We start from the raw sequence: 21,410 nt of genomic DNA on the forward strand, positions 1-21,410 counted from the left end.
GGGAGTACTGCATTTTGTGGGAGAGTATGTCGCGGTCTTTCTTTAATCTGAAATTTTTTCAGATTCTTTAAAATTCCTTTATCTTTGATTATGAGGGTTTATTTGTTTTTAGCTAATGGTTGATATAGAATAACTCAATTGGGTGATTGTTTTGGAATGAGGATTTTTAGTAGGTGTCATGGTTTGTTTTTTACAATTATTATTTACTCTATTTATATGTATTCAATTAGTATGGTAAATCTGTATTGTTTGTTGCATATTATGAGTACCTGTTGTCAAAATAATAGTATAAAAAAAAGGTTGTTTGAATGTGATTTCAAACAACCTTTTTTTGTAGAATAAAATGAACTTACACTATAATAGCCTTGCCTTGGGAGATGCTTTTTTTGTTACGGTCAAAATAGAAATCAATTTGTCCTAAGTATAAGCCATAGCAACCAACTTGGTTTACTAAAACGTCATTCCCAACTAAGTTTTTTACAATGGTAGGTTTGTCTAAAAAAGTATGTGTATGTCCACCAATAATTAGATCGATATCTTTTGTTTGTTGAGCTAATTTTAAGTCAGATATTTTATTTTCATCCCCTTTTTTGTAATCATAACCTAGATGTGATAGACAAATAACTAAATCGCATTTCTTTTCGACTTTAAGTATTTTGGTCATTTCTTGTGCAATTTCAATTGGATTTAGATAAACGGTTTCTTTGTAGTTTTTTTTATCTACTAACCCTTTAAGTTCAATCCCAAGTCCAAATACTCCGATTTTAATTCCTTCTTTGTCAAAAATCTTATAGGGTTTAATGTGAGAGTCTAGTAATGTGTTTTTAAAATCGTAGTTCGCAGACACAAAGTCGAAATTCGCGTTTGGCAATTGAGTGTATAATCCATCCAATCCATTGTCGAAATCATGGTTTCCTAAAGTCGCTAAATCATACTGCATCATACTCATTAGTTTTAGTTCTAATTCTCCTCCATAGTAATTAAAATATGGAGTGCCTTGGAATACATCTCCGGCATCTAACAAAAGAACATTTGGGTTTTCTTTTCTAATGGAATTTACTAATGCGGCTCTTCGTGCAACGCCACCCATATTGGCATTTCTGGGATCGTCAGACGGGAATGGGTCTATATGACTATGAACATCATTGGTGTGTAGTATCGTGATTTTTTTAATTTCAGGTTTTGTAAAACTAAAAAGAGGTAAGCTAGGTAGTGCTAAAAAAGTAGTAGCAGCTGAACTTTTTTGTAAAAAATCTCTTCTTTTCATTTTTTGTGTTTTTTATTTAGAAGATGTGTTAGTAGTTTCTTGTTTATTCGACAGTGATTCTTGTGTCTTTGATTACGGGAATGGTATCAACATCCTTGAAGTAATCAATAAGGACATTTCGTAATTTATAATCTAAGTCGTAAGTTTTAAATCCTTTTTGGAAAAAAAACATATTATCACCACCATTTGCAAGATAATCGTTGGTTGCAACATTGTATACTTTTGATAATTCGATAGCTTTTCCTTGAATAGCTATGTTTTTTGGTTGATTGTCTTTGTCAATAGTAAATGTTAATCCTGATAAGGGTTGTGGTTTTTGTGTTTTAATAAAGTAATGTATCAATTCCATTATTGTTTCTCCTTTTAAACTTACCACAACTAAACTGTTTTCAAAAGGCATAATTTGATAAGCTTCTCTTGCGGTAATATCCCCTTTAGGAAGTACAGCACGAATTCCTCCGTGATTAAGAATGCACATATCAATTTGTTTTTTTTCTCTTGAATTAAGAATTGGATTACCTTTTAATATGCAAATATCCGCCATAAGGTTTCCGATGGTTGTTTGCCATTTCCCAGAATTCTTATCTAATGTTTCAGGGCAATACGCTAAAACGGTACTTAAGTCTTTGTTAATGTGATCACGATATGGTTTGATAAATGTTTCAATATCGCTAACATTGGGTAAGGTAGAATTTATGGGGTTGCGTTTTGCTTCAATTTTGGTAAGTTGGTAATTTGAAGTGGAGCAAGATGTAAGAGTTGAAAATGTTAAGAATATAACAAAAAGTCTAAAAACGCAGAGATACTTTTTTAATTTTACCATTAGGAATGTGTCTTTATTAATTAATTTTGAAATCTGGTAAAAGTAGTATGTTTTTTAATCATTTTAAAGAATATTTTTTAAAAAGGAAGTTAAAAAATAGCTCCATGCATTCGTTTATAATGCCATGTTTTAATGAGTTAACCTCGATTGGGATTATAGTAGATGAAAGTGCTTTTTTTCAAACTAATGAGTTGAGGAAAGTATTGAATCAAATTGGTTTTTTAGATAATAATATCTCAATTTTAACTTTAAAGAAGAATACTTTTAATTCATCTCTTTTGTATCCTCATGTGAGTTGGAAAAAGATAAATTGGAAAGGTCAGGTTCAGGATCCGGTAGTATTGGATTTTATTCAAAAGCCATTTGATATATTGATCAATTATTATCAAGGAAAAAAGACCATCTTAGAGTGGTTAACCATGTGTTCTAAGGCAAAATTTAGAGTTGGGTTTTATACTTCTGATAAACGATTAAATGATATAATGATACATACTCACCTGCAGAATTACAATGAATTTGTTTTCGAAATGAATCGTATTTTAAAATTATTTAATAAAAATTGAATTTCTTATGCAAGAATTGATAGGTACAGGAGTTGCGTTAATTACACCGTTTAAAACTGATTTTTCTATAGATGTTGAGGCGTTGAAAGATATTGTTAATTTTTCTGTAGAAAACGGTGTTGAATATTTAGTGGTTTTAGGGACGACAGCCGAGAACGCTACACTTACTACTCAAGAAAAAGAATTGGTTATTGAGACTGTTGTAACGGTAAACAATGGAAGGCTTCCTTTGGTTTTAGGAGTAGGGGGTAATAATACCTTAGAAGTTGTGAATGAATTGAAGACTAGAGATTTTAGTGCCTTTGCAGCAATACTTTCAGTTTCACCATATTATAATAAGCCTACCCAAGAGGGTATTTATCAGCATTTTAGTGAAATAGCACAAGCTTCTACTTTGCCAATACTTTTGTATAATGTACCTGGTAGAACTTCGAGTAATATGCTGCCTTCAACAGTGCTTCGTTTAGCAAATGAATTTGATAACATCGTTGGTATTAAAGAAGCTTCGGGTGATATTGTACAGGCAATGAAAATTATTCAAAATAAACCAAAAGATTTTTTAGTGATTTCGGGTGATGATATGACCGCTTTACCTTTGGTATTGGCTGGTGGTGTGGGAGTGATTTCGGTGATTGGGCAAGGGTTTCCTAAAGAGTTTAGCGAAATGATCCGACTTGGGCTTAATAACAAAGTTAAAGAAGCGTATGCTATACATTATCGACTGATGGATGGTATTGATATGATTTTTGAACAAGGTAATCCAGCAGGAATCAAGGAAGTTTTTAAAGTATTAAAATTAACAGAGAACACCCTTCGTTTGCCTTTAGTAAATGTTGATACGGAACTTTCTGCCAGAATTAATCAATTTGTCAACTCCTTTTAGCTTTTTTAAAAGTAAGCTTTTTTTTAAATAAAAAATATATTTTGTAGTCGCTAAATTATTGCCTAAATTTGCCGACCAAACTTGTTTGTTTTTAACTTTTTGGTGTTAAATTGTAATCTTAATAGAATTAAATGAAGAAATTAATTGCGTTATTACTTCTTGCTCAAGTAGTATTTTCTTGTGGGGAATATCAAAAAGCATTGAAAACCGAAGATATAGGAGTGAAGTATGAATTAGCAGAAAAGTTATATGATGCAAATAAATATTCTAAAGCAATTCGTCTTTTTGAACAAATAGCACCGGCATATAGAGGAAAACCACAAGCTGAAAAAATGTTTTATATGTTTGCGCAGTCCTACTATAAAACAAGACAATACTATCTAGCAGGTTATCAATTTGAAAGCTTTGCTTCTAGTTATCCTAGAAGTGAAAAAGTACAAGAAGCTGCTTTTTTAGGGGCAAAATGTTATTCAATGCTTTCGCCAGTGTACAGTATTGATCAAACGGATACACACAAAGCAATAGAAAAATTGCAAAACTTTATTGATAATTATCCTAATTCAGAATACATTCCAGAAGCTAACAAGACAATGGCTTTGTTGAATGAAAAAATAGAAAAAAAAGTGTATGAAAATGCTGTAGGCTATCATACTATTATGGATTATAAGTCGGCCATGGTTGCTTTGGATAATTTTATTGCTGATTTTCCTGGAACTTCCTATAAAGAAAATGCTTTGTATTATAAGTTAGATTCTGCTTATAATCTAGCAATTAATAGTGTATATGAAAAACAAGAAGAGCGTTTAAAAACTGCAAAATTAGCATATACGGCACTTATTCGTTTTAAAGAAGATACACAGTACAAAGAAAAAGCTAATGAGATGTTGGCAAAAATAGAAACTGATTTACAAAAATTTACTAAATAAAAAAAGTCATGGATTTAAAAAAGACAAATGCTCCTGTAAATACAATTACCTACAACAAAACTTTGATTGAACAACCTACGGGTAATGTATATGAAGCAATTACGATTATGGCTAAACGTGCAAACCAAATCAATTCTGAGATTAAAAAAGAATTGACTGAGAAGTTAGAAGAGTTTGCTACCTATAATGACAGTCTTGAGGAAGTTTTTGAAAACAAAGAACAAATTGAAGTGTCTAAATTTTACGAAAAGCTACCTAAACCACATGCTTTAGCTGTTCAAGAGTGGTTAGATGGTAAAATTTATCACAGAGATACCAATAAATAAAATACAGTACTGATGTCAGTTTTAAAAGGCAAGAAGGTTTTACTTGGTATTTCAGGTGGGATTGCTGCCTATAAAACCGCAAATTTAGTACGTCTCTTTATCAAAGCAGGTGCCGAGGTCCAAGTGATCATGACACCTGCTTCTAAGGATTTTGTAACCCCACTTACATTATCTGTATTATCTAAAAGACCCGTTTTCTCAACTTTTTATGACAAAGAAACAGCAGATGTTGATGTTGTGGAAGAAGCAAAAGAAATGTGGAATAATCATGTGGATTTGGGGCTGTGGGCAGATTTAATGTTGATTGCGCCCGCAACAGCAAATACCCTTTCCAAAATGGGTAACGGTATCTGTGATAATTTACTTATGGCCGTTTATCTTTCTTCTAAATGCCCTGTTTATTTTGCTCCTGCAATGGATTTAGATATGTATAAACATCCTTCTACTTTGCAGAGTTTACAAAAATTACAGGATTTTGGCAATACTATGATTCCTGCAGAAAGCGGTGAATTAGCAAGTGGTTTAGTAGGAGAAGGAAGAATGGCAGAGCCAGAAAATATCATTGCTTTTATTGAAAATGATTTGGAAAGTCGTTTGCCATTAAAAGGTAAAAAAGTTCTAATAACAGCAGGCCCAACCTACGAAGCAATAGATCCTGTTCGTTTCATTGGGAACCATTCTTCAGGAAAAATGGGTTATGAAATTGCCAATCATGCAGCTGCTTTAGGCGCCGAAGTTTACTTGGTTTCGGGACCTACTCAATGTAAAGTGCTTTACCCTTCTGTACAACTCTATCCGGTAGTTTCGGCTCAAGAAATGTATGACGTGTGTGTGAAATTGTTTCCTGAGATGAATTTGGCTATCGCTGCAGCAGCCGTTGCAGATTATAAACCCAAGGAGGTTGCTTCTCAAAAAATTAAAAAATCAACAAATGATTTTGTGATTGAATTAGAGAAAACACAAGATATTTTGGCCTCTCTTGGAGCAATAAAGCAGCATCAAATTTTAGTGGGTTTTGCATTAGAAACTGAAAATGAGATTGAGAATGCAAAAAATAAACTTAAAAAGAAAAATCTTGATTTGATAGTTTTGAATTCTTTACAAGACGAAGGGGCTGGTTTTGGAAAATCCACAAATAAGGTTACCTTTATAGATAAGAATTTTTCAATTACACCTATGGAGCTTAAATCAAAGTCGGAAGTAGCAGTCGATATAGTAGAAAGAGTTCGCCCTTTTTTTGAATAGTGATTTGTGTTTTTTTCTTTTGATGTTTTAGGGTGGTTCAAAATATTAATCCATTAGTTTATGCAAAGATCTATTAGCTTTCTATTGTTGATTTTCTCGAATATTTTATTTGTAAATGCTCAACAATTGGATTGTGCAATTATGATTAATTCGCAGAAAGTTACTAATTCCAATCAACAGCTTATCAAATCTTTGGAAACGGCTATTAGTGATTTTGTTAATAAAACTGATTGGACTGGAGAACCGCTAAAACAAAATGAGAAGGTGAAATGTTCGATGTTTATTACGCTTTCGGCTATTAATTCAAATCAATTTTCTGGTACTATTCAAGTGCAATCTTCACGATTAATTTATAATTCTACCTATAGTTCTCCTGTGTTGAATTTTAATGAGAAAGATTTTAATTTTAAATATGTTGAATTTGAAAATTTAATATATAATCCTGCCGTTTTTGAGTCCAATTTGGTGTCTATGCTGGCATATTATAGTTATTTGATTTTAGGATTAAACAAAGATTCTTTTCTTGTTTCAGGAGGAAATGAACATTTAGAAACGGCTCAAAATATATTAACCGTTGCGCAACAAGGAGGATATAAAGGATGGAGCCAGGCAGATGGGCTTCAAAACCGTTTCTTTTTGACTAATGATTTGTTGTCTTCTACATTCTCGGCCTATCGTCAAGCTATGTTTGAATATCACAATGGTTTAGATCTTATGTCAAGTGATCTAAAAAGTGGTAAGGAAAAGGTGAAATTGGCTTTACTCAATTTATCAAAAATTCATTCTTCTCGACCTAACGCTTTTTTGACACGTGTTTTTTTTGATGCTAAAGCCGATGAAATTGTTTCTATTTTTTCTGGTGGTCCCAGTATTTCAATATCTGATTTAGTAGATGTCTTAAACAAAATTTCACCAATGAATTCTAGTAAATGGAATCAGATGAAATTTTAATGCTGTACCTTTTAAATTTTAATTGTTGCTTTTCCAAATCACGCTACCATGATTACCACACTTTCTATTAAAAATTTTGCTTTAATTGATCAATTGACTATAGATTTTACGGATGGTTTTTCAATAATTACAGGAGAAACTGGTGCTGGTAAGTCTATTATTCTCGGTGCTTTAGGTTTGGTTTTGGGAAAAAGAGCCGATTTGTCTTCCTTAAAAAATACGGAGGAAAAATGTATTATCGAAGCGCAATTTTCTATCTCTAAATATAATCTTCATGCTTTTTTTGAGCAAAATGATCTGGATTACGAAGATGAAACCATAATTCGAAGAGAAATTTTGCCTTCAGGAAAATCTAGAGCGTTTATAAATGATAGTCCTGTAAATCTTCAAGAATTGCAAGAATTAAGCGTGTTTTTAATTGATATTCATTCTCAACATCAAACACAGGAACTATCGGACGAAGCCATGCAATTTAAAATAATTGATGCAATAGCCGATACAAAACTAGAACTTCAAAGTTTTCAAGAATTACTTAAAGTTTATCGCAGTGAAAAATCGCAATTACTCACATTGCAACACAAACAGCAGGAAGTTGTAAAAGAGCAAGATTATCAAAGTTTTTTATTTGAAGAACTTAAAGCTGCACATTTAATCCAAGGTGAACAAGAAGTATTAGAAGAAGATTTTGAGCGTTTAAACAATGTTGAATCTATAAAAGAGGCAATAGATAAATCGTTTGTAATTATAAATGATGATAGTATGGGGGTGCTTTTGCATTTGAAAGAAATTAAAAATGCACTTCAAAAAATTTCCCCTTTTGGAGCAAAATATCAGGAACTTTTTGATCGAATCAACAGTGTGATTATTGAAGTAGATGATATTGCTTCGGAAATTGGAGCAGAAGCAGATTCACTTTTGGTAGATCCTGAAAAGCTTGAGTTGACCAATCAAAAGTTGCAAATGCTGTATAGTTTACAGAAAAAGCATCAAGTTAGCACTATTAGTGAGCTTTTGTCCATACAAAACGATTTAGAACAATCACTTTTGGCTATTACTAATCTAGATGGTGAAATGGAAGCGTTAAAAGTAAGTATTAAAAATCATGAAAATGAATTAGATGCATTGGCTTTATTACTTCACAACAAAAGAAAAGATTCAATTCCGATTTTAACAGATAAGTTGACTCAAATTTTAGAGAAATTAGGGATGCCTAATGTTCGGTTTAAATTGGATTTGGAGCTGACTTCGTCGTATAATTCTAATGGTAAAGACGAATTGCAATTTTTGTTTTCTGCGAATAAAGGAAGTGAATTTGGATTACTGAAAAAAGTGGCTTCTGGCGGTGAAATGTCAAGAATTATGTTAGCGGTCAAAGCTATTTTGGCTCAATATTCAAAATTACCTACTTTAATTTTTGATGAAATTGATACAGGTGTTTCTGGTGAAATAGCTATGAAAATGGGTGAAATCATGAAGCAGATGAGTACAGAAATGCAAGTTTTTGCCATTACTCATTTGCCTCAAATTGCAGCCAAAGGGGATACACATTTTAAAGTGGCCAAAACTACAAGTGGCGAAGTCACTACTTCAGAATTAAAGTTGTTAAATACAGAACAAAGGGTGGTTGAAATTGCGCAAATGTTATCAGGAACTTCTATTTCTGAATCCGCTTTAAATCATGCTAAAGCCTTGCTCAACTAAAAAAATAGGCTATATTTGCTGCGCTTTTTAGCTTGTTTGTTTCAAGAAAAAGAATGTTAAATCAAAAGTAATTACTGATAGTGTTATCAAGTAAAATATTTAGTTAATTAAAGAAATTACAATACTATGATTATAGAGCCAAGAATGCGAGGGTTTATTTGTTTGACTTCTCACCCAGAAGGATGCGAGCAAAATGTAAAAAATCAAATTGAATACATCAAATCCAAAGGTAAAATTGAAGGTGCGAAAAAAGTACTTGTGGTAGGTGCTTCAACAGGTTTTGGTTTGGCCTCAAGAATTACTAGTGCTTTTGGTTCTGATGCCGCAACTATAGGGGTGTTTTTTGAAAAACCAGCCGAGGCTGGAAAAACAGCTTCACCAGGGTGGTACAATGCAGCTGCTTTTGAAAAAGAAGCACATAAAGCTGGTTTGTATGCTAAAAGTATCAATGGCGATGCGTTTTCAAATGAAGTAAAACAACAAACTATAGATTTAATTAAAAAAGATTTAGGTCAAGTTGACTTAGTGATTTATAGTTTAGCTTCTCCAGTTCGTTTGCACCCAGTAACAGGTGTATTGCATCGTTCTACATTAAAACCTATTGGAGGTGTTTACACTAATAAGACCGTAGATTTTCATTCGGGTAAAGTGACTGAAATTTCCATTCAACCTTGCGATGGCGATGATATTGAAAATACAGTTGCAGTAATGGGAGGTGAAGATTGGGCTATGTGGATCGAAGCGCTTAAAGCTAAAAATTTATTGGCTGATGGTGCAATGACTGTAGCGTATTCTTATATTGGGCCTGCATTGACGGAAGCTGTATATAGAAAAGGAACAATTGGTCGAGCAAAGGATCATTTAGAAGCAACCGCTTTTACAATTGCCGATAGTTTAAAAGATATTAATGGTAAAGCCTATGTTTCTGTGAATAAAGCTCTAGTTACTCAAGCAAGTTCGGCTATTCCGGTTATTCCTTTGTACATTTCGTTATTGTACAAAATCATGAAAGAAAAAGGGATTCATGAAGGTTGTATTGAACAAATTCAACGTTTGTACAGTGAGCGTTTGTATTCAGCAAATGGTATAGCAACAGACGAACAAGGTCGTATCCGTATAGATGATTGGGAAATGAGAGTAGATGTACAAGAGTTTATTTCCAATTTATGGCCGCAAGCTACAACTGAAAATTTATCCGAAATTGCTGATTTAGAAGGATACCGACAAGATTTTTATAATTTATTCGGGTTTAAATGTGAAGGAGTAGATTACCAAGCAGAAGCTAATGAATTGGTCAATGTGCCGAGTATAGTATAAAGAATTTATTTTTGAAACACCTTATTTTTGTTTTATTCATTTAAAATGCAAGTAAGGTGTTTTTTTTATATCAAAAAATGAACGTATGTATAATTTACTGAAAGGAAAAAGAGGAATTATCTTTGGGGCTTTGGATGAGAATTCCATAGCTTGGAAAACCGCCGAAAGAGTTCATGAAGAGGGAGGGATTTTTGTTTTGTCGAATGCACCCGCTTCTATTAGAATGGGGAATATTGAAGACTTGGCCAAGAAAACTGGCGCTATGATTATCCCTGCAGATGCAACTTCTGTTTCGGATTTGGAGAATTTGGTAGATGAGTCTCTCAAAGTTTTAGGTGGTAAAATTGATTTTGTATTGCATTCTATTGGAATGTCCGTGAATGTGCGCAAAGGGAATCATTATACTAACCAAAATTATGATTTTACTACAAAAGGTTGGGATGTGTCAGCAGTTTCCTTTCATAAAGTACTTCAGGTTTTATATCAAAAAGAAGCGATGAACGAATGGGGAAGTATAGTGGCATTGAGTTATATGGCAGCGGAACGGGTGTTTCCTGATTATAACGATATGGCTGATAACAAAGCATTCTTGGAGTCTATCGCTAGAAGTTTTGGTTACTTTTTTGGTAAGAAATCAAAAGTAAGAGTCAATACTATTTCACAATCGCCAACAGCTACTAAAGCAGGGCACGGGGTGAAAGGTTTTAAAGGTTTTATTGCTTATTCTGAAAAAATGGCTCCATTAGGCAATGCTACAGCTTTGGAATGCGCTAATTATGCTGTAACACTTTTTTCGGATTTAACACGCAAAGTAACGATGCAAAATTTAATGCATGATGGCGGATTTTCTAGTGTGGGTGTCAGTCAAGAAATAATGGAAATGTTTGAATAAATGTTATCTTTGCTTTTTAATTTATTTTTAATACTTATTGTTTAAAATTTATGTTTTTTTCTTTAATAATTCCTGTTTATAACCGGCCTGATGAAATTGATGAATTGTTATTGAGTTTATCAAAAGTACAATATCACGATGTGTTTGAAGTTGTAATCGTAGAGGATGGATCAACAGTAAGGTGTCAAGAAGTATTGGAGAAATATGCTCACTCTTTGAATATTTCGTATTATTATAAAGCAAATTCAGGACCTGGAGATTCCAGAAACTATGGAATGACAAAAGCTAGAGGGAATTATTTCATCATTTTTGATTCTGATTGTATTATTCCTTCTAATTATTTAAATGAAGTAGAAGCTTCTTTAAATGAACACTATGTGGATTGTTTTGGTGGTCCAGATAGTGCTTTAGATAGTTTTTCCGATATTCAAAAGGCGATAAATTTTGCCATGACTTCTTTTTTAACTACTGGTGGTATAAGAGGCGGTTCTGAGAAAATTGACAAATTTCAACCTAGAAGTTTTAATATGGGGTTGTCAAGAAAAGCTTTTGAAGCTTCTAAAGGATTTGGAAATATTCACCCAGGTGAAGACCCGGATTTGTCTATTCGATTGTGGGAACTTGGTTTTGAGACAAAATTGATTCCGAAAGCTTATGTATATCATAAACGTAGAATAGATTGGGATAAATTCAGTATTCAAGTGAGTAAATTTGGAAAGGCTAGACCAATATTAAATAGTTGGTATCCCAAATACAATAAAATCACTTATTTTTTTCCTACATTTTTTACAGTTGGGTTTGTAGTTGCTATTTTGTTGTATCTTTTTAGTCAAAAATTCGATTTTGTATTGCAATTGTACTTCTTGTATTTTATCATCATATTTTTGACATCGTCAATTCAAAACAAGAGTATTAAAATTGGCTATTACTCCATTATTGCGGTTTGGAAACAATTTTGGGGTTATGGAACTGGGTTTTTATGGTCTTACATCAAAGTGTTGGTTTTAAAACAAAAGCCTCAGGAGGCATTTCCTGAATTATTCTTTAAAGTGTAAATGACAAAAATAATCGGTTTGACAGGAGGAATAGGTAGTGGAAAAACTACCGTTGCCAAAATTTTTAAAGAATTTGGTTTTCCTGTTTATATAGCTGATGATGCTGCCAAAGAGGTGATGCAGAACGATAGTATTTTGACTGCAATACGCCAATGTTTTGGGGATAGTATCTTTGATGGACAATCCTTAAATAGGTCGCGATTGGCTGAAATAGTATTTTCAGACCCTGATAAACTTCAACAACTTAATGCTATTGTTCATCCTGCAGTAGCAAAACATTTTAATGATTGGCTTAACCTACATCAAGATCATCCTTATGTAATCTATGAGGCAGCAATATTGTTTGAAAGTGGCAGTGATAAAAAATGTGATAAAATCATAACTGTAACGGCTCCAGAAAATCTCAGGTTGGAGCGTGTTCAGCAAAGAGATGCTGCTACAATAGCCTCTATACGTAATAGAATGGCTGCACAATGGACCGATGCACAACGTATTCCTAAAAGCGATTTTGTGATAGAGAACATAGAATACCAAGATACAAAAGCTCAAATTGTTAAAATTCTTAAATTTTTATAGAATCGTCAATTTGGTGATATTTTGTTAATATTTGGTTAATACATTATTTGTTATAGTGTTAAAATGTTAATTTTGTGTCATGAATAAAATGTTTTTTAGATTATTAGTGCTTTTAATGAGTTTGTCTCTAATTGGGATTATACTAGTTCAGGTGTATTGGTTTAATTCCTCTTTTAAAAATAATGACGAACAATTTAAATTTCATGTCAAACAAGTTATAGGAAATGTTGCCGAGAAATTAGAAAAGCAAGAAGCTTATAATTTTTATGATCGCTATACAAAACTAAAAGACAGTACGGGTAGAATTCCTCAAAGAGAGGATATTATGGAATTTACCTTAGTGCAAAAAAACAAAAAGACGAATAAAACCATCGTTTATTCAAATAGTATCATTTCTGAGGATTATGGATTAAATCCTTCTTTTTCGTCAGGAAATAAAGATGATTTAAAGTTTAAAAATTTTAATTCAAAAAGAAAGACAGAAGTATACAACAACAATAGTGTTGATAATTCTGAGTATCAAAAGAGTTTAATCCCTGATATAAAAATTGAGAAATCAGGAAGTCTAGATATTTTGGACAATGCTCAATTTGAAATTTCATACAAAGATATAGCCTCGGCTATGCCAATACAAGAGCGAGTTTCAAATGAAGTTCTTTACAAATTGATAAAAAAAGAGTTAGATGAAAATGGAGTAAATACTCACTTTGAATTTGGCGTTTATAGTAATGGATTAGCTACTAAAATTAGAACTGAAAATTTTGCTTTTGATGAAGAAGCTACTTATTCGATTCCAATTTTTACCGATAATGAAGGAGTAGAAAAATACAAGTTGCTTGTTACGTTTCCAAATAAGAAAAAGTTTTTGTTATCAGAATTGGTAAGTATTACCGTACTGTCAATTATCTTTACTTTAATTATTCTTATTGCTTATACTTCGGCTTTGAATCAGTTAATTCGTCAGCGACAAATTTCTGAGATTAAAACCGATTTCATCAACAATATGACGCATGAATTTAAAACACCTATTGCAACCATTAATTTAGCTTTAGATGCTATTAAAAACCCTAAAATTATTGAAGACAAAGAAAAAGTTTATAAATATTTAGGGATGATTCGGGAGGAAAATAAACGAATGCATGCTCAAGTAGAAAATGTTCTTAGAATTTCTAAACTCGAGAAGAAAGAATTAGATATCGTAAAAGAATCTAAAAATGCAGAAGAAGTCATTGAAGACGCCATCGAACACGTACATCTAATTTTGGAAGACCGAGGCGGTTCCATTCGCAAGTTTTATAATGCCTCAAGAACCACGGTTTTGTTGAATGATTTTCATTTTACAAACGTAATAGTGAATATATTAGAAAATGCTATAAAATATACACAAGGTACCCCTGAAATTGAAATTTTTACCGAAAACATCAAAGATATGCTTTTGATAAAAATTAAAGATAATGGATTAGGAATGAGTAAAATAGCGCAGAAACGTGTTTTTGAAAAATTTTATAGAGAACATACCGGAGATGTACATAATGTAAAAGGACATGGACTAGGATTAGCCTATGTCAAACAAATAGTTGAAGACCATAACGGTCAAGTATATGTTGAAAGCGAAAAAGGTAAAGGAAGTACCTTTATTATTAAAATACCACTAATAAATTAGTTTATGGAAAATGTAAATAAAAAAATTCTACTTGTAGAAGACGATTTAAATTTTGGAGCGGTTTTAAAAGATTATTTAATGCTAAATGACTTTGAAGTGGTCTTGGCAAAAAATGGTATGGAAGGTTTTGAAAAATTCAAAAAAGATAATTTTGATTTATGTATTTTGGATGTAATGATGCCTTATAAAGACGGATACACCTTAGCTAAAGAAATTCGCGAGAAAAACGCTGATGTGCCAATCATCTTTTTAACGGCCAAAAACATGAAAGAAGATGTCATGAAAGGCTATAAAGCAGGCGCTGATGATTATTTGAATAAACCTTTTGATTCAGAAGTTTTATTGATGAAAATAAAAGCCATCATTCAAAGAAAATCTTCAGAGGTGAAACCAGACCAAGTTCAGTTTGAATTTAACATCGGTAAGTTTCATTTAAATTCTAAATTACGTTTTTTAACGTTCCAAGACGAAGAACCTGTGAAATTATCTCCAAAAGAAAACGAATTGCTTAAAATGTTAATTCTTCACGAAAATGATTTGATGCCAAGAGAATTAGCACTTACTAAAATTTGGAGAGATGACAACTATTTTACTTCAAGAAGTATGGATGTTTATATTGCCAAATTGAGAAAATATCTCAAATTAGACGAAGATGTCGAAATCTTAAACATTCATGGTGAAGGATTCCGTTTGGTGGTTAAAAACAATCAAACTACATAATTTGAAATAAAAAAGCTTCGTAAATCGAAGCTTTTTTATTTTAGATGAAGTTGTAAGGCGAAACAAACTTTATGTTGTTTGGTTATCGAAAAAATAGTTTCCTCATCCGATATGTTTTCATGAATCTCGACTTTATCATTTAGCGAAAGTTCTTTGATAAAATTCATTTCAAAACTATCAATCTTTTGTTTTAAAATTACTTTTGGATCCATCAAATCCAAACACCATTCAAAATATTTTACATTATTGGCGTGATTTACAATATCTAAATCAGATAGAAATACAGTTTTATCAAACACTATTTCTTTTTCATGTTCGATGTTGATTTTAGAAAATGTTTGCACGGTGGCTTTTCGGTTTGGAAACAATTCAAAATGGTCATGCGGTAAAGCTAAGGACTCAGGTCTTCTTTTCTGAGTATTGATGACTGCCCAAAACGTTTCGGATCCTACTATTTTTTTTCCATTCAAGTGCATTTCAAGCGCTCTAACCGAACGAGAATTTTCAAGCGAATTAATCCATGTAACAACAGTTACTTTGTCTCCCCATTTTGGTAATTCTGTGATTTCAACCCGCATTCGGCTCAAAACCCAAGCTTGATGAAAGGCTTGCATATCCATAAAGCTAATACCGCCAATTTCAGAATGAGCTGATGCAGTTAACTGAAGTAAATTACACAATTCGGTGTATTTTAGATAGCCATTTGGTGCACATTGTGTAAAATTAATGTCCCAGTTTTTTGAAAATATTGAAGTGAAATTAGGCGATATTGGCATAGTGTTGCAATAAGTATTAAATTTTATTTGGAGTGAATCTTTGGGTAGTTGTAAAAACAACTTGCCCGTAAGTAATCCTAAACTTAGAAATCGATTTAAAAGGTTAATTTTTTCAGTCGAGGCTAGAATACCTTGTTTTAGGGCTTTACATCAGATGCTATGGTTGAATCTATGTGTTTTATAATTTCTTTTCTATCAACTAAATAATCAAACCATTGTGTGTTTTCTTTTCGTTTAAACCAAGTGAGTTGTCTTTTCGAAAAACGTCGGGTATTTTTTTTAATTTCCTCAATAGCAAAAGTTAAATCGTACTCGCCTTCCAAATAGCGGAACAATTCTTTATAGCCTACAGTTTGTAACGCATTTAGTGCTTGATGGCGATATAAATTTTGTGCCTCGGCAAGTAAACCTTCTTGTATCATCTGATCGACACGTAAATTAATTCTTTCGTACATTACATTTCTGTCAGCTTCTAAACCAATTAGAATTGGAGTGAAATTGCGTGTATTCTTTTTTTGATTCAAAAATGAAGAGTAGGGTTTTCCAGTACCTATGCAAACTTCTACAAAACGCATCATTCGTTGTGGGTTGAGTAAGGTTTGGGGATTTTCCTTTGCAATTTTTTCGAAATAAATGGGGTCTAGAGTTTTTAGTTGGTTTTGTAAAAAAATAATACCATCTGTTTCGTACTGTAGTTGAATGCTTGTTCTGATCGAAGCGTCAATGTCTGGAAAATCATCAAACCCTTTTACAACCGCATCTACATACAAACCCGAACCGCCAACCATGACCACAAAATCGTTGGTGGTGAACAATTGCTCAATTTTAGCGAGTGCTTCTTTTTCAAAATCACCTACCGTGTAATTTTCAAAAATGGATTTATTCTGTATGAAATGATGAGGGGCCGATTGTAGTTCTTCTTGAGTAGGAACTGCTGTTCCAATGGTCATTTCTTTAAAAAACTGTCTGCTATCGCAGGAAATAATTTCGCAGTTATAGTGTTGAGCAAGCACAATACTTAAAGCCGTTTTTCCTATAGCTGTTGGACCAACAATGGTGATTAAATACTTCATTGTTTATGAGTCTAAAAGTGAATTACTTTTAATGATTTACTTTTTCTGATGTGACTTTGAATGATGTTTTTAGCATCTCTGGTATTTTGCATGGGGATAAGAATGTTGCGTAATATCTCTGGTTGTGTTATTTGGTGATTCAGTTGGTAAAAAGCGTAGCCTTTGTAGATGCCATTTTCAATTAAAATGGCAGAACGTTCGCTAATTGTTCGACCCTTGTCGATAAGAATCATGTTTTGCGTTTGGAAATTGTTTTCGGTAATAAATTGCTCTACTCTTTGATTGTATACGTCAGATGAAATTTCGCCAACGCAGGCACCATCACATTCTTTTATTCCGTATTGGAAACATTCTTTTTTGGATTGATACAAACCATTTAATTTTTGACATAAATGATATTGCGTGGTAATTTTAAACAAGGTGTTTTTGGCTTCTTGTAAAGAGGAAAAAGAAGTGATTTCTTTTTTTCTCCCGTCAAATTTTTGAATTTTAAGGTTCAAATAGCCATTTTTATCTTTTTCAGCATAAAGGGCAAGTTGAAAAATACTTTTGCGCTGAGCGCGGTTCAAAATGGGTTTGTTGATCTTTATTTCTTCACTTTCTTTGAGCAATGCAATCAATTCGCTTCCTGTTTCTTCAAAAGTAACTGTATAGACCTCGGCTTGAATTTTTTTACATTTATTCGATTTTCCTGTAAAATGTTGATTGACTCTTTTCTTTATATTTCTACTTTTTCCTATATAAATGAGATTTCCTTTATCATTATGGATGTAATAGATGCCCGTGCGAGAGGGAAGACTTTGAACAATATCTAATAATTTTGGTGTGAGTCCCTTTTCAATTTCGGTTTTAATTAAATCTTTTAGGATTGTTTTTTCGACATCTTTTTCGAGTAATAATTGAAAGAGTTTGACAGTGGCCATTGCATCACCGTTGGCACGATGTCTATCTGCCATAGGAATGCCAAGTGCTCTTACGAGTTTGCCTAGGCTATGCGAAGGTTGTTCGGGTAGTAATTTTTGAGATAACTCAACCGTACAAAGGGTTTTCATGTTGAAATCATAGCCCAATCTTCGGAATTCTGTTCTTAAGATTCGATAATCAAAACTAGCATTGTGTGCCACTAATATACAATCGTTGGTGATCTCGATGATGCGTTTGGCAATTTCATAGAATTTTGGAGCCGAACGCAACATGGCATTGTTTATTCCGGTGAGTTTCACCACAAACGGTTGTATAGGAATTTCAGGATTGACCAAACTGATAAATTGATCTACTATTTGGTGACCATCGAATTTGTAGATAGCAATTTCGGTGATTCCTTCTTCATTGAATTGTCCTCCAGTGGTTTCTATGTCAAGTATTGCGTACAAATTCAGTATTCAGTTTACAAATTTTAGTATTCAGTATAATAATTTCAAATTTTAGGCAGGTATAATGGGTTATTACCTTCCGCCAAAGATACTACTTCCAATTCTAACCATAGTACTGCCACATTCAATGGCTAATGGATAATCTCCAGACATGCCCATAGAGATAATGTTCAGCTGGCAGTTTTTTATGTTTTTGGTATTAAGTGAATCGAATATTGATTTTAAATGGCTGAACTCTTTTTTGATTTGAGCCTGATTATCCGTAAAGGTGGCCATTCCCATAAGTCCAACGATTCTAATGTTATTCATTTGTTTGAAAGAAGTGGAGTGGAGTAGGTTTTCTAATTCTGTTTCATCCATACCAAACTTTGATTCTTCCTCGGCAATATAAATTTGTAATAAACAATCAATTATTCGATTGTTTTTTAGGGCTTGTTTATTTATTTCTTCTAACAGCTTTAAACTATCGACTCCGTGAATTAATTTTACAAAAGGAGCCATGTATTTTACTTTATTCGTTTGAACATGGCCTATCATATGCCAATCAATGTCTTTGGGCATTTGTTCCCATTTATCAACCATTTCTTGGATTTTATTTTCTCCAAAAATACGTTGTCCGGCAGCATAGGCTTCCATTAAATCTTTTACAGGCTTAGTTTTAGATACCGCCACGAGCGTAACATGTTGAGGAAGGGATTGTGTGATTTGCAGTAAATTTTCAGCAATTGCCATATTTTTGGGTTTTCGTTTTTTATGAAAAGTAATGTTTTGGAATAGATAAGCAAACTTATTAAATTAATCTTTGTTTCGGTGTTTATTGGCTTTGCTTAATGACTTACTCCGTGAAATTTATCTTTTATTTAACTTTTTTTTATATTGAATAGTCCTTGATTCACTTGTTAAAACGAAACAAGCCCGATGATAATCGGGCTTGTAAATTTGTAATTGAAGTTTTAATCAAATCGAGATTTTACTTCTTCTTTGGGCCAAGAGTTATTTGACACATCGATATCCGCAGTTTCTAATTTGGGGTCAATTTGAATTTTTCTAATTGCTTTTGATGTAGCAAATACTTTTTTGGCAGTATCGTTGTTTTTTCTCCAAATTTGCGCAGGGTATTTGAAGTTTTGCGTAGTACCATCTTCAAAAGTCAATTCTACAAGTATAGGCATGATTAACCCACCAGGTTTGTTAAATTCTACTTCGTAAAAGTATTTAGGTGATTCTAACTTTGACTTTTCTTCAGCAGTTAATTTTTCGTTTACAAAATCAGAAAGTAAAGCAAAATCATTAATTTCTAATGCTTTTTTGTGGGCTTCTTTTAACTCAGGGTTTTTAGAGTCAACCAAATACACAAATGGTCCTTTTTCTTCTCCAAATCTTCCTTTGCGAACTTTAGAATTGGACAACTCTGTTGTAGGATTGTCGGTTACAAAATATTGTTTCACTTCCGAAATACCGATATCAACAACATCAGTAGAGTAGAACCAACCTCTCCAAAACCAGTCCAAATCAAAAGCCGAAGCATCTTCCATCGTTCTGAAAAAATCTTCTGGGGTTGGGTGTTTGAATTTCCAACGGTTGGCATACGTTTTAAAAGCATGATCAAACAACTCTCTACCCATAACCGTTTCTCTCAAAATGTTTAATGCTGTTGCTGGTTTTGCATAAGCGTTGTTGCCAAATTGAATAAGACTTTCTGAATTGCTCATGATTGGCTCTAACATTTTTTGGTCGCCACTCATATAAGGCACTATGTTTTTCGCAGGCCCACGTCTAGATGGGAAATTGTTTCCTAATTCTTGCTCAGCCATGTATTGCATGAAAGTATTTAAACCTTCGTCCATCCATGTCCATTGGCGTTCGTCCGAGTTAACAATCATTGGGAAAAAGTTGTGTCCTACTTCGTGAATGATAACACCGATCATACCGTTTTTTATTTGAGGATCGATAACGCCATTGGCATCAGGTCTTCCAAAATTCCAGCAAATCATCGGATATTCCATACCTTGATCTTCGGCGGATACTGATACGGCCTTTGGATAAGGGTAGTCAAAAGTATGAGAAGAATAACTCTTTAAAGTATGTGCTACGGTTCTTGTAGAAGTTTCTTCCCAAAGTGGGTTGGCTTCTTTTGGGTAAACCGAAGTGGCCATAACAACTTTGTTGTTTAGTTTTACCGCCATAGCATCAAAAATGAATTTTCTAGAGGTAGCTATTCCAAAGTCTCTCACATTTTTGGCGCTAAATTTCCAAGTTTTTTTCTGAGTTGAAAATCCTTTTTCAGCTGCTTCTGCTTCTGTTTGAGTAACAATAATTACGGGCTTATCAAAACTCGTTTTGGCTTGATTATAGCGTCTTAGTTGTTCAGGAGAGAAAACTTCGGCTGGGTTTTGTAATTCGCCTGTAGCTTCCATAACGTGGTCAGCAGGAACAGTAATATTTACATCAAAATTTCCAAATGGTAAAGCAAACTCACCACTTCCCCAAAATTGTTGATTTTGCCAGCCTTCTACGTCGTTGTAAACTGCCATTCTTGGGTAAAATTGGGCAATGATATACAGTTTATTACCATCTTTTTCAAAAAATTCATATCCAGAACGGAAACCGTCTTGTTGATAGTTGTTCAAGTTATACCACCATTTTATGGAGAATGAAATTTTCTCACCTGGTTTCATTGGTGTTGGTAAATCGATACGCATCATGGTTTGATTTACCGTGTAATTCATTGGTTTTCCATTAGCATCCTTAACGAATTCTAATTTGAAACCTCGATCTAATTTTTCTTTTAGATATTTGTTTGTGAATTTGTTGGGTGATAATACCGCTTCGATTTTTTCATTTTCAGCTAAAGGTGTTTGTGAGTTTTTAGCTGCCTGATTTTGGTCTAACTGCAACCACAGATATTCTAGTTTATCAGGTGAATTGTTGTGGTAGGTAATTGTTTCAACACCATATAATTTTGAATTTTTATCATCTAATTCTATGTCAATTTTGTAATCAGCTTGTTGCTGATAATAAGCTGGACCTGGAGCCCCCGCAGCAGTACGAAACATATTTGGTGTGGCCAGTACATCATACATTTGACTGAACTTATTATGATCGTAAGAGCCTTTCTGAGGGGAAGTAGCTTTCTCTTGGGCCCACATCATTGTTGGGATTAGTAATAAAAATAGGTTTTTTTTCATGTGTTATACTATTTGGTTTTATTTGGAAAGTTGCTGTTTCTAGTTGGTTTCTCAAAGTTAAGATTTGGGCCTCCATTTATCTGTTTCCTTCC

The 21,410-nt window shown here is 33.1% G+C and carries 20 protein-coding genes; 13 read left to right on the top strand and 7 right to left on the bottom strand.

What is annotated here, in order from left to right; all coding sequences use genetic code 11:
* Nucleotides 1-349: 349 nt before the first annotated feature.
* Together ACZIX2_RS11220 and ACZIX2_RS11225 are read right to left on the bottom strand one after the other, a co-directional pair.
* Nucleotides 350-1,267, bottom strand: a complete 918-nt coding sequence (locus tag ACZIX2_RS11220) for a bifunctional metallophosphatase/5'-nucleotidase (RefSeq protein ID WP_463340179.1) — start codon at nt 1,265-1,267, stop codon at nt 350-352.
* Nucleotides 1,268-1,310: 43 nt separating this feature from the next.
* Nucleotides 1,311-2,090 carry a 5'-nucleotidase C-terminal domain-containing protein gene (locus ACZIX2_RS11225; protein WP_463340180.1) on the bottom strand — a complete coding sequence of 260 codons (780 nt, stop codon included), beginning with the start codon at nt 2,088-2,090 and terminating at the stop codon, nt 1,311-1,313.
* A 47-nt stretch (nt 2,091-2,137) separates the two neighbouring features.
* Between ACZIX2_RS11225 and ACZIX2_RS11230 the strand changes: the two genes are divergently transcribed.
* The 13 genes from ACZIX2_RS11230 (at nt 2,138) to ACZIX2_RS11290 (ending at nt 14,908) form a co-directional block, all read left to right on the top strand.
* Complete coding sequence (locus tag ACZIX2_RS11230) at nt 2,138-2,653, top strand: DUF6913 domain-containing protein (protein WP_463340259.1); 516 nt, start codon at nt 2,138-2,140, stop codon at nt 2,651-2,653.
* A 7-nt stretch (nt 2,654-2,660) separates the two neighbouring features.
* Nucleotides 2,661-3,536: a 4-hydroxy-tetrahydrodipicolinate synthase gene (gene dapA / locus ACZIX2_RS11235; protein ID WP_463340181.1), complete on the top strand. Its 876-nt coding sequence runs from the start codon at nt 2,661-2,663 to the stop codon at nt 3,534-3,536.
* A gap of 131 nt (nt 3,537-3,667) precedes the next feature.
* On the top strand, nt 3,668-4,462 hold the full coding sequence (locus ACZIX2_RS11240; protein ID WP_463340182.1) for an outer membrane protein assembly factor BamD: 795 nt from the start codon (nt 3,668-3,670) through the stop codon (nt 4,460-4,462).
* 8 nt (nt 4,463-4,470) lie between these two features.
* Nucleotides 4,471-4,788, top strand: a complete 318-nt coding sequence (locus ACZIX2_RS11245; protein ID WP_463340183.1) for a DNA-directed RNA polymerase subunit omega — start codon at nt 4,471-4,473, stop codon at nt 4,786-4,788.
* A 12-nt stretch (nt 4,789-4,800) separates the two neighbouring features.
* Entirely contained in the window at nt 4,801-6,033 is a 1,233-nt protein-coding gene (gene coaBC, locus ACZIX2_RS11250) for a bifunctional phosphopantothenoylcysteine decarboxylase/phosphopantothenate--cysteine ligase CoaBC (RefSeq protein ID WP_463340184.1), read from the top strand.
* A 60-nt stretch (nt 6,034-6,093) separates the two neighbouring features.
* Nucleotides 6,094-6,984 carry a type IX secretion system protein PorD gene (gene porD, locus ACZIX2_RS11255; protein ID WP_463340185.1) on the top strand — a complete coding sequence of 297 codons (891 nt, stop codon included), beginning with the start codon at nt 6,094-6,096 and terminating at the stop codon, nt 6,982-6,984.
* A 48-nt stretch (nt 6,985-7,032) separates the two neighbouring features.
* Nucleotides 7,033-8,685: a DNA repair protein RecN gene (recN, locus tag ACZIX2_RS11260; protein WP_463340186.1), complete on the top strand. Its 1,653-nt coding sequence runs from the start codon at nt 7,033-7,035 to the stop codon at nt 8,683-8,685.
* A 126-nt stretch (nt 8,686-8,811) separates the two neighbouring features.
* Nucleotides 8,812-10,002, top strand: coding sequence for an enoyl-ACP reductase FabV (gene fabV, locus ACZIX2_RS11265; RefSeq protein ID WP_463340187.1), 1,191 nt, complete (start codon nt 8,812-8,814; stop codon nt 10,000-10,002).
* An 85-nt stretch (nt 10,003-10,087) separates the two neighbouring features.
* Entirely contained in the window at nt 10,088-10,894 is an 807-nt protein-coding gene (locus ACZIX2_RS11270) for an enoyl-ACP reductase FabI (RefSeq protein WP_463340188.1), read from the top strand.
* 50 nt (nt 10,895-10,944) lie between these two features.
* Nucleotides 10,945-11,949, top strand: coding sequence for a glycosyltransferase family 2 protein (locus ACZIX2_RS11275; protein WP_463340189.1), 1,005 nt, complete (start codon nt 10,945-10,947; stop codon nt 11,947-11,949).
* A complete protein-coding gene (gene coaE / locus ACZIX2_RS11280) occupies nt 11,950-12,525 on the top strand; it encodes a dephospho-CoA kinase (RefSeq protein ID WP_463340190.1) in 576 nt (191 codons plus the stop codon).
* 79 nt (nt 12,526-12,604) lie between these two features.
* The gene (locus ACZIX2_RS11285; RefSeq protein ID WP_463340191.1) at nt 12,605-14,188 is read left to right on the top strand and encodes a sensor histidine kinase; all 1,584 of its coding nucleotides are present in this window, start codon (nt 12,605-12,607) and stop codon (nt 14,186-14,188) included.
* Between the two features lie 3 nt (nt 14,189-14,191).
* Nucleotides 14,192-14,908: a response regulator transcription factor gene (locus ACZIX2_RS11290; protein ID WP_463340192.1), complete on the top strand. Its 717-nt coding sequence runs from the start codon at nt 14,192-14,194 to the stop codon at nt 14,906-14,908.
* A gap of 35 nt (nt 14,909-14,943) precedes the next feature.
* Here the strand turns inward: ACZIX2_RS11290 and ACZIX2_RS11295 are convergent, their stop codons facing one another.
* The 5 genes from ACZIX2_RS11295 to ACZIX2_RS11315 form a co-directional block, all read right to left on the bottom strand.
* Nucleotides 14,944-15,684, bottom strand: coding sequence for an acyl-[acyl-carrier-protein] thioesterase (locus ACZIX2_RS11295; protein WP_463340193.1), 741 nt, complete (start codon nt 15,682-15,684; stop codon nt 14,944-14,946).
* Nucleotides 15,685-15,821: 137 nt separating this feature from the next.
* The gene (gene miaA, locus ACZIX2_RS11300) at nt 15,822-16,757 is read right to left on the bottom strand and encodes a tRNA (adenosine(37)-N6)-dimethylallyltransferase MiaA (protein WP_463340194.1); all 936 of its coding nucleotides are present in this window, start codon (nt 16,755-16,757) and stop codon (nt 15,822-15,824) included.
* Between the two features lie 11 nt (nt 16,758-16,768).
* Entirely contained in the window at nt 16,769-18,130 is a 1,362-nt protein-coding gene (locus ACZIX2_RS11305) for an exonuclease domain-containing protein (RefSeq protein ID WP_463340195.1), read from the bottom strand.
* Nucleotides 18,131-18,202: 72 nt separating this feature from the next.
* Nucleotides 18,203-18,862: a YggS family pyridoxal phosphate-dependent enzyme gene (locus ACZIX2_RS11310; RefSeq protein WP_463340196.1), complete on the bottom strand. Its 660-nt coding sequence runs from the start codon at nt 18,860-18,862 to the stop codon at nt 18,203-18,205.
* Nucleotides 18,863-19,083: 221 nt separating this feature from the next.
* Nucleotides 19,084-21,318: a M1 family metallopeptidase gene (locus tag ACZIX2_RS11315; protein WP_463340197.1), complete on the bottom strand. Its 2,235-nt coding sequence runs from the start codon at nt 21,316-21,318 to the stop codon at nt 19,084-19,086.
* Nucleotides 21,319-21,410 lie beyond the last annotated feature (92 nt).

Source organism: Flavobacterium riviphilum (assembly GCF_055231795.1).

Coding starts and splice junctions, on each gene's coding strand:
- ACZIX2_RS11220 (WP_463340179.1), bottom strand. CDS start 1,267: ATGAAAAGAAGAGATTTTTTACAAAAAAGTTCAGCTGCTACTACTTTT.
- ACZIX2_RS11225 (WP_463340180.1), bottom strand. CDS start 2,090: ATGGTAAAATTAAAAAAGTATCTCTGCGTTTTTAGACTTTTTGTTATA.
- ACZIX2_RS11230 (WP_463340259.1), top strand. CDS start 2,138: ATGTTTTTTAATCATTTTAAAGAATATTTTTTAAAAAGGAAGTTAAAA.
- dapA (WP_463340181.1), top strand. CDS start 2,661: ATGCAAGAATTGATAGGTACAGGAGTTGCGTTAATTACACCGTTTAAA.
- ACZIX2_RS11240 (WP_463340182.1), top strand. CDS start 3,668: ATGAAGAAATTAATTGCGTTATTACTTCTTGCTCAAGTAGTATTTTCT.
- ACZIX2_RS11245 (WP_463340183.1), top strand. CDS start 4,471: ATGGATTTAAAAAAGACAAATGCTCCTGTAAATACAATTACCTACAAC.
- coaBC (WP_463340184.1), top strand. CDS start 4,801: ATGTCAGTTTTAAAAGGCAAGAAGGTTTTACTTGGTATTTCAGGTGGG.
- porD (WP_463340185.1), top strand. CDS start 6,094: ATGCAAAGATCTATTAGCTTTCTATTGTTGATTTTCTCGAATATTTTA.
- recN (WP_463340186.1), top strand. CDS start 7,033: ATGATTACCACACTTTCTATTAAAAATTTTGCTTTAATTGATCAATTG.
- fabV (WP_463340187.1), top strand. CDS start 8,812: ATGATTATAGAGCCAAGAATGCGAGGGTTTATTTGTTTGACTTCTCAC.
- ACZIX2_RS11270 (WP_463340188.1), top strand. CDS start 10,088: ATGTATAATTTACTGAAAGGAAAAAGAGGAATTATCTTTGGGGCTTTG.
- ACZIX2_RS11275 (WP_463340189.1), top strand. CDS start 10,945: ATGTTTTTTTCTTTAATAATTCCTGTTTATAACCGGCCTGATGAAATT.
- coaE (WP_463340190.1), top strand. CDS start 11,950: ATGACAAAAATAATCGGTTTGACAGGAGGAATAGGTAGTGGAAAAACT.
- ACZIX2_RS11285 (WP_463340191.1), top strand. CDS start 12,605: ATGAATAAAATGTTTTTTAGATTATTAGTGCTTTTAATGAGTTTGTCT.
- ACZIX2_RS11290 (WP_463340192.1), top strand. CDS start 14,192: ATGGAAAATGTAAATAAAAAAATTCTACTTGTAGAAGACGATTTAAAT.
- ACZIX2_RS11295 (WP_463340193.1), bottom strand. CDS start 15,684: ATGCCAATATCGCCTAATTTCACTTCAATATTTTCAAAAAACTGGGAC.
- miaA (WP_463340194.1), bottom strand. CDS start 16,757: ATGAAGTATTTAATCACCATTGTTGGTCCAACAGCTATAGGAAAAACG.
- ACZIX2_RS11310 (WP_463340196.1), bottom strand. CDS start 18,862: ATGGCAATTGCTGAAAATTTACTGCAAATCACACAATCCCTTCCTCAA.
- ACZIX2_RS11315 (WP_463340197.1), bottom strand. CDS start 21,318: ATGAAAAAAAACCTATTTTTATTACTAATCCCAACAATGATGTGGGCC.